The organism is Bradyrhizobium sp. cf659, from assembly GCF_900113725.1.
Classification (GTDB): Bacteria; Pseudomonadota; Alphaproteobacteria; order Rhizobiales; family Xanthobacteraceae; genus Bradyrhizobium.
In genome coordinates this window covers 266,554-279,127 of the sequence record NZ_FOQJ01000004.1, presented here as the reverse complement: position 1 = coordinate 279,127, position 12,574 = coordinate 266,554, and the positions used below count along the sequence as shown (strand labels likewise).

Sequence of the window (12,574 nt, the reverse complement as noted above, 5' to 3'; positions counted from 1 at the left end):
ACTTCCGCCTCGGAGTATGGGTCCCGGCCTGCGCCGGGACGACACTTTTGGTGAGGCGGCACACTCGCGCAAAACACGCCACCGTCGTCCTGACCCATAACCACCGAATTTCGTTTGGCGAAGATTGGTGGTTGGCAGCTCAGCTGCCGTAACTTCTCCCTGGGGTCATGGGTTCTGGCTTTTGCCAGGACGACAGCGAGTGTGTGGCGGCTTTCAAACCACACGTCAGCCCCGCTACTTCGTCAGCAGCGCATATGCCCCGTTCCAGCCTTCCGCCGGCGGATTGATCTGGAAATCCTTGATGCGGATTTCGTAAAGCTTGAACAGCTTTTCCAGCGTGTCGGCGTCCTCGCTGCGTCGGCCGCGCTCGATGGCGTCCAGCGCGCCCTGCCAGTCGCGGTTGCGGTAGCAGCCGAGCATCTCGATGGTGACGTTGCGCAGGCGCTGGAAAGCGCCGGAATGCATCACATCCTCGCGGCCGGCGATGGCGTAGATCACCTCCGGCTCGGTCTTGCCCTTGACCATGATGAAGTCGAGCTCGAGGATCGCGAACTTGTCCTTGGCGGCGAGCGCGGTCCTGGAGCCGACGATGATCGGGAAACCGTATTCCTTCGACTGTCCCTCCAGGCGCGAGGCCAGGTTCACGCTGTCGCCGAGCACCGAATAGTTCTTCTTCAGGTCGGAGCCCATGTTGCCGACCACGCCGATGCCGGTGTTGAGGCCGATGCCGACATTGAGCGGGATGTAGACGCGGCCGCCGTCGGCGGCCTCCTGCTCGCGCTCCTTGTTGACTGCGTCGATCTGCTCGAGCATCTGGATCGCGGCTTCGCAGGCGTTGACCTGGTGCTCGGCATCGTCGAGCGGCGCGTTCCAGAACGCCATGATGGCGTCGCCCATGTACTTGTCGATATAGCCCTTCTGATCGATGATCACGTCGGTCAGCGGCGTCAGGAAGCGGTTCATCAGCGTGATCAGGCCTTGCGGATCGTGCTTGTAGCTCTCCGAGATCGTGGTGAAGCCGCGCACGTCGGAGAACATGATCGTCATCTCGCGCTCCTCGCCGCCGAGCACGAGCTTTTCCGGCGACTGCGCCAGCTGCTCGACCAGAACCGGCGACATGTACTGCGCGAACATGCCGCGGATCTGCACGCGCTGGCGCTGCTCGCGCACGAAGCTGGCGAAGATCAGCGTCAGATAGATCGCGGTGGTCGACAGCAGCGGATAGGTGAAATCGATGAGGTAGCGGTACTGCGCGTAGAAGAACCAGGACACACCGACCAGGATGGCAGCGAACATCGCACCCGCGAGCACCAGGCGCACGGGGCCGAGATTCGGCGTGAAGGTGATGACGAGCAGGCCGATGACGAGCGCGGCGAGCAGCTCGACGCCGAGCGCGTAGTTCGGCTGGGAGATCACCGCGCCGCTGAGCACGCTCTCCAGCACCTGAGCGTGGATCTCGACACCCGGCATCGCCCGGGATACCGGGGTGGTCTTGATGTCGTTCAGCCCGACCGCGGAGGTGCCGACCAGCACCAGCTTGCCGGCGATCCTGCTCGGCGGCACCGTGTTGTCGAGCACGTCGGCCGCGGAGACGTAGATCGAGGGATCATAGCGGGCGTAGTGCACCCAGAGCTGGCCGTTCCTGTCGGTCGGGATCTCCACGCCCTTGAGGCGGATGGACCGCACGCCGGACTTGTCGGTCCGGACCAGTAGCGTCGGCGTGCTGGTGATGACCCGCAGGATTTCCAGGCTGAGCGAGGGCATGATGTTGCCCTGGGCGCGCATCACCATCGGCACGCGGCGGATCAGGCCGTCGCGCTCGGTCCTGATCGTGAACAGGCCGCGACCGGCGGCAACCTTCTCGATCACGGGCACGTTACGCAACAGGCCGGGGAATTCGAACAGAAACTTCTCGGCATTCTCCTCGCCGACCGTCGCCACCCCTGTGAAGGGAAGCGTCTTGTCGATCTCCGAGGTGATCTCCGACTGCCCGGTCTCGCCCAGCACCACGCGCGAGCGCTTGATCGCTTCCGAGAGGATCTGATCGTTGCTCGGCAGCTCGCGCAGCTTGGCGCGGGTGGCCTCGTCCAGATAGCGCATCTGGCTCGCGACCAGATCCGGGTTGAGCCGGTCGGCCTCCGAGAACACCACGTCGAAACCGATCGCAACCGCGCCGTTGCTGGTGAGGTTCTGGATCAAATCGGCGATCCGCGTCCGCGGCCACGGCCACTGCCCGAGCCTGGCGAGGCTCTTGTCGTCGATGTCGACGATGGTAACCGGCCGCGCCGTCTTGTGGCGCGGATCGATCAGCTGGAACATGTCGAAGGTGCGCAGCCGCAATTCCTGGATCGGCGGCGGATCCCAGAGCCGGGCGCCGGCGAAAACGACCAGCAGCGCCAGACACATCAGCCGCGCAAAGCCGAACTTCCGCGCAAACCACCGCCGGAGGATTTTGAGACGCTTCATATCGCCTGAATTTCCCGCAGCTCACCTTCGTCCGATACTCGGGCGACAATACGCAATCAGCTACGTCTTTGATACCGGAATCGGCCGCGGACGAGGCGCCGCAGCCGAACCGGGGGAATGACCGTCAGGCATGGTTCGCGACGATGAAATCGCTGGCGTGCAGGCTGCTCGCCACGAGATTCTTCAGGCGGATCGACTGGTGATCGTCGAGCGTGACCAGCGTGTCGGCTCCCTGTTGCGTGATGCCGAGATCGCTGAAGGACTGGATGTTGGCAAACTTCTGCAGGTCGATCTTGTCCTGGCCCAGCTCGAAATCGATGACGGTGCTCTGAACCGGAAGCGTCGAATTCGTGAAGGCGAACTGGTCCTGCCCGTCGGTCCCGACGAGGGTGGGTCCCGTGGGCGGATCGAGGACCAGCGTGCCGCCGTGGCCGTCGCTGGCGAAATGGAAGCTGTCGATGCTGTAGCTCCCGGCAAACTTGATGGTCGCGGTTTCGGTCCCGTCGGACAGCGTCAGGGTACCGCCCAGATGGTCGGCGTTTTCGGTGTAGGTCACCCCGGTCAGGCTCGAGAAGCCGATGTCCTTGAGGTCGATGAGATCCGAATTGGCGGTGGTGCCGTCACCCGCAAAGCCGTTGATGACGCCGGTGAAATCGGCGGCGTGTTCGATCGCGAAGGTGCCGGTGGTTCCGGTCCCGTTGGCGAAGGTCACGCTCTGTGCGGAAGCCTCGCTGAGGTTCAGCACCGCGCCGGTCTCGATCGTCATGGGCGTGTCGGCGAGCGGATCATAAACGGTGGTGCCGCCTTGACCGTCGCTCTGAAGGTGCCAATTCAGATCCCTGCCGAGGAACGACAGGGTGACGGTGGTCGCGCCGTTGTAGAAGTCGACGGTCGTGATGTTCGTGTCCGAATTGTACTGGGCCTGCGCCGACATCGAGGACGTCCAGGCGAGATCCTTCATGTCGATCTCGTTGCCGGACGACAGCGGAGCCCCGGCGGGAGAGCCCGAGATGAGCCCGTGGAAATCCTTGGCATGGTCCAAGACCAGGGTGCCCAGGCCGTTGTCGTAGTAGACGACGATCCCCGACACGGAGCCCTCGATCTCCACGACGGCCTTGTTGGAAATCTCGATCGCTCCGGTGCCGCTGACGTTGCCCTTGATGTCGATGTTCGAAACGTCGTTTCCGGAGAACGGGCCGGCCTCGATCAGACCATTGTCGACGACGTCGCCCGTCACCGTGAACACGGTGCCGGGCTCGGTCAGCAGCGTCACGTCGGAGGCGACGGTGAGGTCGTGGATCGTGACGTTGGCCGCGCTGTCGACGGTGCAGGGTTCGGCTCCGGCGAGCAGCTTCACGTCGTAGCTGGCCGCCGGCACGCCCAGGCTCCAGTTCGACGCCGTGTTCCAGTCGCCGCCGGCAGGATTGGTCCATTCATCGACCGGGACGAGCTCGACGATGGTGCCGCCGGCGCCGTCGCTGCTGGTGATGAAATGCGCGTCGCTGTAGTTGCCGATCAGCTTGAGCGAGATGCTGTGGCCGTGGGTATCGCTCACGACGAGATTGCCGGTGACGGCGTCATAGGTCGCCGTGGTCCCGCTGTCCCAGGTGACGGTCGACAGATTGATCTTCTCGTTGGCGGCAAAGCCGGCGATCGAACCGCCGAAGGTCGTCGTGTCGATCTCAAGCTCGGCACCGGCCCCCGCGAAGGTAACGGTCTGCGACGCCAGGTTCTTGATCTCGAGCGTCGCATTGGCGTCGATCGTGACCGAGCCGGCGCCGGACAACGAGCCGAACAGTGTCAGCGTTCCGGTGTGGACCTCGATGAGGTGGCTGTTGGTGATGGTACCCGTGATCGACGCCGTGCCCCAGCTGTCGATGTCGCCGGAATTGCTGATGCCCGTTCCGTTCACCGAAATCGAGGCGCCATTGAGCAGATCGATTTCGCCGGCGTTGACGATCGAGGACACGTTGCCGAAGACGCTGCTGCCAGCGACAGTCCAGATGCCGCCCGCATTGTTGTTGAAGGTCGCGCTCACCACCGAGATGTTGCCGTTGATGTGGCCGGTATTGTTGATGGTGATGGAGCCGCCGGTCTCGAAGATGGCATAGGTCGACGAGGTCACGCTGGAGGCGATGGCAGGCCCGATGGTGCCGGAATTGTCGATCGTCGCCGAGCCGGTCGTGTTTTCCTGGACGTAGATCGCCGCAAAGCCGGTCGCGCCCACCACCGAACCGGTGTTGGTGATGTGCGTCGAGCCGGTCGCGACCGGATCGCCCGGCACGACGCCGTTCTGATTGACACCGATGCCGACGCTGCTGGTGCCGGTGATATGGCCGTTATTGACAATGGTGATGGCGCCTGCACCCGCGGCAAAAGCGGACAGGCCGACGGCGCCGGTGGCGGAGCCGTTGTTGGTGACTGTGACGTCACCGCCGCCGTGATCGAAGGTGCCGATCGCGGTGCCCGCCGCGGTGATCGATGAGCCCGCGCCGGTCGTGACCGTGACCTTGCCGACGCCCCAGGTGAACGCCTCGATGCCGTAGCCGGCATCCGCGGTGATGGTCGCATCGCTCGTGACGGTGACGTCGCCCGTGACGGCGCTCGAGAAGACGCCGTTGCCGCCCGGCTTGTAGCCAGCGATGATCGCGCCCGGCGTAGTGCTATCACCATTCAGCGCTGAGCCGGAATGGATGGTGCCGTGCGCCACGACGGAGATCGTGCTGTGCACGCCGCTCGCGATCGCCGCTGCGTAGTTGACCGCGACGATGCCGGAGCTGCCCGAGGTGACGCTATCGCCGCTCGCCAGGGTGACGCTGATGTCGCCCTGGTCGATGCTATAGGCGAGAATGCCGTAGCTGGTCGTGCTCTTCACCGAGGCATTGGCACCGAGCGTGACGGTGATGTTGCCGGTGCCGCCGTTCAGCGCCTGGGCGCGGATACCGATGTCGGCACCGATGACGGTGGTGCCGGCGCCGTCGTTCACCGTGACGTCGCCATTGCCGTAATTGTAGGCGTGGATGCCGTAGCCGCCCGCAGCCGTGACATTGCCGTAGTTGTTGACGACGACGTTGCCATAGACGTTGGCATTGGCGGCAGAGCCGGTCGTCGCGCCGAGGTAGCCGGCCTCGAGGCCTGCCGGCGCGTTGCCGCTCTGATTGAGGCTCGCACCGGAGCTGACCGTGCCGTAGTTGTTGACGGTGATCGAGCTGTGATCCGAGGCCAGGAGTGCGTCGGCGCGATTGACTGCGACGATGCCGGAGCTTCCCGACGTGACGACGCTGCCGGCCTCCGTCGTGACGGTCGTGCTGCCCGAGCCGTAGCTGCGCGAGCGGATACCGTAGATCGAGCTGCCCGTGACATTGCCGCCGGCATCGATCGTGACGTCGCCATCGCCCTCGGTATGGACATCGATCCCATATGCGCCGCCCGCCGCACCACCGAGCTGCTTGATGGTGATGTTGCCGTCGTTGCCGGCGTTGAGATTTTCGACAAGCAGGCCGACCGACCCCAAACCGGTCCCCGTCGCCTTGCCGGTGAGGTTGTTCACGGTGATGTCGCCGTCGCCGGTTGGGCCGTCGCGCAGCGTGATGCCGTTGCCGGCAAGGCCGGTAATGTCGCCGGTCGCCGTCAGCGAGATATCGCCCGCGCCATTCTGCGTGACGACAATGCCCTTGGCGGCACCAGTCAGTGCACCGGCGGGCGTGAGAATGATGTCGGCGGGCGCGGCGAGCGTGCCGCCCGACGCGGTGAAGTCGAGCGCATCCCCGCTCGACGTCGTGATGTCAGCCGCGCCGGTGACGGTGAAGGTGCCAGCCTTCGTCGACTGGCCGGCGATGGTGCCGGTAAAGCTCTGACCGACGACCTTGTCGAGCAGGAGCATATCGATGCCGCCAGCGAACGTAATGGTTTGCGCCGTCGCCCCCGCGAGCTCGAGCGTCGCGCCGTTGTCGATGATCAACGAGCCGGCGCCGCTGAGGCCGCCGGAGAGGTTCAGCGTTCCGGCCTGGACCTCGATGGCGCCGGTGTTGGTGACCGCGGCCGAGATCGTGTTGAGGCCGGAGACCCCGTAGAGATTGCCGGCGTTGGTCAGATACCCGCCGTTGATCGAGGAGACCCCGGACAGGTACAGCTTCGACGTGGCGTCGACCGTGACCGTCCCGCCGCCATTGGTGATCGTGACATCGGCCAGCTTCAGGATGCCGTGGTTGATCGCCTCGACATCGGCCGTGTTCACGATCAGGTCGCCGGAGACGTCGAGTTCGCCGTTGCTCACCTGGATCAGCGCGTGATTTGTGATGGTGTGCAGCGTCACTGGATCGATCGTCAGCGCGCCGCCGGTGACCGTGATCGTGCCGGTATTGGTGATATCGGCGTTGTTGATCGCGCTCGTGCCGGTCGATTCCAGCGTGCCCGCGATCGTCAACGTGCCGCCGTCGATGACTGCACCGACGAGATCGAGCGTCGAGCCGGACGCGACCGAAACCGCGCCGGTGTCGTTGGTCACCGTCATCGAGATCAGCTTCAGCGTGCCGCCATTGATCGCGGCCAGCGTGCCGGTGTTGGTGACGGCCTCATGGTCGATGTCGAGCTCGGCGCCATTGGCCTGAAGCGTGCCGGCGTTGGCGACGGTGGCCGAGGTGACGGTGGCGAGCGTCAGCAGGCCGCCAACCGCTTCGATCAGGCCGTTGTTGGTGACGGCAGCATCGGTGATCGTGGTCGCCCCAGACGAATCCAGCGTGCCCGAAACCGAGAGAGCGCCGCCGGTCAGGCTCGCCCCCGCCAGGGTCAGCTTCTTGCTGGGATCGACCTTGACGGTGCCGCCATTGTCGATCGTGGCTCCCGCGACGGTGGCATCGTCGAGCGTCAGCGTGACGCCGTTTTCGACCGTAACCGTGCCCTTGTTCAGGGTTGCGTTGCCGTCGATCTGGCTGTTGCCGGTGACGTCGATCGTGCCGCCCTGCGCACCGCTGAAATTGTCGATGGTGCCGCCTGATATCTCGGTGCCGGACAGCGTCAGCGTCTGGCCATCGTCGATCCTGACGGTGTGGCCCGTGTTGGTGAGGACGTCGTTGAGCAGCGTCGCAGCGCCGGCGATCTCGAGCGTCCCGTTGTTGGTGACCGCACCCTTGGACGCCGCGGACGCGCCCTGGATCCTGGCGCCGTCCTTGAGCGTGACGGTGTTGTCGAGCTCGACGCTGGAATTGTCAGTGATCACCGTCCCGGACACGGTGACGCCATCCAGCGTCAGCGCGGCATCCGCGGTGACCGCAGTGACGCTGAGCGTGGCGCCGCCGTCGATCCTGCTGGCGCCGGTGACGTCGATGGCACCGCCGCCCTTGATGGCGCCGCCGCTGAGTGTGACGTCGTTCAGGGTCAACGCAGCATTGGCGTCGACGATAACGTTGCCGCTCGAATTATCGACCGTCGAGCCCTGGTCGATCGCCAGCGCCCCGTTCGCCAGCACCTCGATGATGCCGGCATTGGTGATCGTCTCGTGGTCCAGCGCGTTGCCGGTCCCGCTGACCTTGAAGGTCGCGTTGTTGGTCAGGATGCCGCCGCTCAGCACGGCATTGCCGGTCAGGTCGATCTCGCCGTTGTCGGTGATCGTGCCGGCGCCGCTGATGGTCGCGCCGTTGACGGTCAGCTTGCCGGTGGCATCGACCGTGATGTTGCCGGTGTTGGCGACGGTCGAGCCTTGGTCGATCGTCAGCGCCCCGTTCGCCTGCACCTCGATCGTGCCGGTGGTCGCATTGGTGATCGTCTCGTGGTGGAGCGCGTTGCTCGCCCCGCTGACCTTGATGACCGCGTTGTTGTTGAGGCTGCCGCCACTCAGCACGGCATTGCCGGTCAGGTCGATCTCGCCGTTGCCGGTGATCGTGCCGGCACCGCTGATCGTGGCGCCGTTGACAGTCAGCTTGCCGCTCGCATCGACGGTGACCGCGCCGTTGTTGGTGACGCTGGAGCCCTGGTCGACGGTCAGCCAGCCATTCGCCAGCACCTTGATCGTGCCGGTGGAGGTGTTGGAGACGCTCTCGTGGGCGAACTCGGCCGTGCCCTTGACGTTGACCGTGCCGGAATTGTTCAGCGCGCCGTTTTCGATCAGGCTGGTGCCGTCGAGCTCCAGCGTGCCCAGAATCGTGACAGTGCCGCCGTCGACCGTCGCGGTATCGACGATCAGCGTCGTGCCGGCATCGACCTTCAGCGTGCCGCCGGCATTGTGGATCGTGGCCAGCATGTTCAGCGTGCCGCCCGACAGCTCGATCGTGCCCGAATTGGTGATCGTGATGCCGCTGGCGAAATCACCGCCGCCCTGGAGCGTCAGATAGCCGGCATTGGTCAGCACGCTCGTGTCGAGGATCTCGGCCTTGCCGCCGACCGACATCGTGCCGGTCACAGCATTGGTGAGGATCGAGTCCGCGCTCATGTTGAGCGCGCCTGATATGGTCAGCGAGCTCTGGTTGATCAGCTTCGGCGGCGGGCCGCCGAAATCGTTCATCGTCACCGACTTGGCGTAGGCCGCGCTGTCGATCGTCACCGGATAGGACGGCGTCAAGCCATGCAGCTGATCGGTGATGACGATGACGTCGTCATTGATGGTCGGGACGGTGCCGGTTTCCCAGTTGGCCGCGTCCTTCCAGAAGCCGCCGGAGGGCGCGCCGGCCCCGTTGGTCGCGATCCACACCACCGCGGGCGCGTCGGTGCCCGTGATCGTGACGGTGATGGTCTGCTGCGAGGTGGCGCCTTGCGAATCCGTGAGCGTCACGGTGTAGGTCAGCGTCAGCACCTCGCCCTTCGGAATGAAGTCGGCGAGGTAGACGGGAAGGTCGGCCAGCGACCAGTTGATGGTGCCGGTGCCGTCCCCGGTGCTGTCGGCGCCCGCCGCGATCGCGACCGACATCGCGCTCTGGAACGCCGCAAGCGGCCCCGGCGGAACGGTGCTGCCATCAGGCAGGGTCGCGCTGGTCAACGCCACCGACACCGTATGCTTGTCGGTGAGATCCACGTCGGTGAAGTCCAGCGTGCCCGACGTCGGCACATCGCTGCTGAGCGGACCACCCGGCACGCTGGTGCCGCCTTCGAAGGTGATAACCGGAACGCTGGTCGAGATCACCGGCTTGTCGTTGGTGCCCGTGATCGTGATGGTGATCGGGATGAACGCGGACTCGGGGTTCACCGCGAAATTGGTGTCGACGCGGACCATGTAGGTCAGCGTCAGCGTTTCTCCGGCCGCGAGGAAGTCGAAGACGTGGTCGGGGATCGTGTAGGTCCAGACCGCCGAGCCATTGTTGTTGTTGCCGCCGTCGGCGGCGACGTTGATCTCGATCAGCGTCGCGGCGATGTCCTGCTTCTGAAGCGCGGTGAGCGAGCCGGTGACGTCCTGCTGGCCGGCGCTCTTGTAGACGTAATTCGGCGCATCGGCGAGGCTCACCTTCACCGTCGGCCGGTCGCCGAGGTTTTGATCGACGAAAGTGATCCGGCCGGAGATCGTATCGGGCGTCGTGCCGCCGGTGGTGTCCGCGCGCTCGGTCAGCGCGAACGCCGTCTTCACGTTGCCGCCGGAATCGAGGCTTCGCGCCAGCGGCTGGCCGGGAATACGGGTGGCGGCCGGCGTGGAATTGCCAGGTGCCTCAGGTCCCTGCGGATTGAGGTTGACGAATGTCGCGATCACGACGGCACCCGACCCGGACTTGAACACCAGATCCTGGCTGGTTTGCGTGATCGTGTCGGTGAAGTTGGAGGTCAGCTTGGTGTTGGTGTTGGTGTCGGTGAACTTCAGCGTGAACACGTCCGTGATCAGCTTCTGCACGTCCGGCGACATCAGCGCATTGGAGATCGAGACGTTGCCGCCGCTGATCTGAATCATCTGGCCGGCCTGGTTGACCGTCGCGATCGGCAGCAGCGTGACCTTGTCGAACAGGATGTAGGAACCCGTCGTGCCGTTCGGCTCAACCAGCACCTGGAAGCTCGCCTGCGGCTGCGGATCGCCGCCACCGGCAGGGACGACGAAGTTGATCTGGGTCAGCACCGCCGTGCCGCGGATGCCCATGGTGGCGACCGGCGTGTCGATCTTCATGTCGCCGTGCTTCGCGGTCTCGCCGGCGACGAAGGTGATGGTGCCCGCGACCAGGCTGAGCAGCGAGGAGTTGTTCGACCCGTTGGGGTCGTAGACCATCTCGTTCAGCACCATCCTCGCATTTGAGGACAGGCCGAACACGGTGCCGTCGATGAAGGTGATACCGAGCGTCGAATCGGCGCCGGTCGAGACGACGTCGCCCTTCTCGACATTGTCGCCGTTGTTCAGGATGACCGAAACGCCGTTGCGGACCGCGGTCGCGCTGCCGGAGAGTTTGGTGACGTGGCCGATCACCTGGGCCGCGGCGGCGCCGGGCGCAGCCTGCGCATATTGCACATGGCCCGTGAGCGCGCTGACGATGTCGCCGGTGAGGTGGGCACCATCGGACGAGGCGATCGCGGCGCGCTTGTCGCCCCTGAAATAATCGTGAACGACGAACTCGTGTCCCTCATGGGACAGCACGAGGTCGAGACCGGCGCGCTTGAACTCGCCGTTGAAGATCAGGTTGGGGTCGGGAACCACGAACGCGCCATCGGGCACGTGACCCTGCGCCTTCGCGATGAAGGGCTTGGCGGTAAAGGAATCGCCATGAACATTGCCGGGCAAGTGGGAACCCTGGCTGTCCAAGAAGATCGCGGCGTCAAATTTGCCAGCGTAATTCAACCGGGCACCGTAAAAAGAGTTAAAATTTAAGTAAGTATCATCCGCCTAAGCTTGCATAGCATTACTAAATCATTAGCGAAACCATCTATTGCTTGTGTGATTTCGCGTCACTTGCCGGCCGGAGCCACCGAGGAGCAGTGCCCCCAGAGAGGGGACGAAGTATTCGCTACAGTATCTTGAAGTCGAATTCGACCGAATTTCGCACATTTCCAGTCATCCCAAGTAAACTGCCGTATAGATCAAGCGGCAGATACTGATGTCATCTTTTCTTCGTGAGGCCCCGTGGCATCCTGCGGGAAATACGGAACTAAATCTGTGACCCAACTAACAGAACCCGTGAAATAGCGGGCCGTTAGCCATAGGCGACAGAATCAGCGCGCCCACAACTTCTGCCTGTAATTGGTTCGATTTCGCGGCGAGCGGACACCTCCTAGTCCCCGATTCGTAAAATTTTACGCAATTTGGGCAGACCCGTTTCAGCCTGTCCCGCGGTTTTGGGCCCCCTGCCGGCCGCGTTAAGCAGAACAGAACCGCCCGTCTCGCACTATCTCCGCGAAAGCAACAAAGCCCGGCACGACCAGGTCGAGGGGGACCTGGCGAAGCCGGAAGGGGATGTCAGATGGAGACCGCTGCTCGCTCGCGCGCCTGGCGCGCAATCCTTGTCCTGTGCGGATTGGTCCTGCTCGGATCGGCCGCAGAGCTTCGCGCCGGCACGCTGCTGTCGCCGGGCGCCGGCGTCCTCGTGCGCAAATCCGCCGAACCGTTCGGCGTATTCGCCTTTGCCATCTCGTCCGGCAGCCTCCAGCAGAAATGGTCCGCGCTGAAGTCCAGGCTCGACGACGACATGGTGCAACTCGCGCTGTGCGACGGCGACCGGGACAATTGCGCATCGCCTGCGGCACTCAAGCTGCTCACCATCGTCGACCAGGCCCGCGCCCGCGACGGCCGCGCCCGGCTGGGCGAGACCAACCGTGCCATCAACCTCTCGATCCGGGCCGCCAATGACGGCGTCGACGACGTCTGGAGCTCGCCGCTTGCAACCTTCGAGCGCGGCGCCGGCGACTGCGAAGACTACGCCATCGCCAAGCTGGCCGCGCTGCGGCTCGCCGGCGTGGCCACCGAGGACCTCCGCATCGTCGTGGTGCGCGACACCCGCGCCGGCGAGGAGCATGCGGTTGCCGCGGCAAAGCTCGACGGCCACTGGCTGATGCTCGACAACCGCCGCATGGCGATGGTCGAGGACGACGACGCGCGCACCTACCAGCCACTGTTCGTGCTCTACCAGTCGGCCGTGATGAAATATGTCGACGAGCCGGTGCGGCTGTCGATGGCTCCCGCCGAGGCGCATTGATTTTCCTGTAACCCGAT

At 64.5% G+C, this 12,574-nt stretch carries 3 protein-coding genes; 1 reads left to right on the top strand and 2 read right to left on the bottom strand.

The genetic code is table 11. The features are described 5' to 3' along the window. Positions 1-234 precede the first annotated feature (234 nt). Positions 235-2,466, bottom strand: coding sequence for a CHASE2 domain-containing protein (locus BM118_RS20335; RefSeq protein ID WP_092187264.1), 2,232 nt, complete (start codon positions 2,464-2,466; stop codon positions 235-237). Positions 2,467-2,590: 124 nt separating this feature from the next. After that, positions 2,591-11,206 carry a FecR domain-containing protein gene (locus BM118_RS20330; protein WP_092187263.1) on the bottom strand — a complete coding sequence of 2,872 codons (8,616 nt, stop codon included), beginning with the start codon at positions 11,204-11,206 and terminating at the stop codon, positions 2,591-2,593. Between the two features lie 619 nt (positions 11,207-11,825). Here BM118_RS20330 and BM118_RS20325 point away from each other — a divergent pair. After that, a complete protein-coding gene (locus tag BM118_RS20325) occupies positions 11,826-12,557 on the top strand; it encodes a transglutaminase-like cysteine peptidase (protein WP_092187262.1) in 732 nt (243 codons plus the stop codon). Positions 12,558-12,574: the final 17 nt, after the last annotated feature.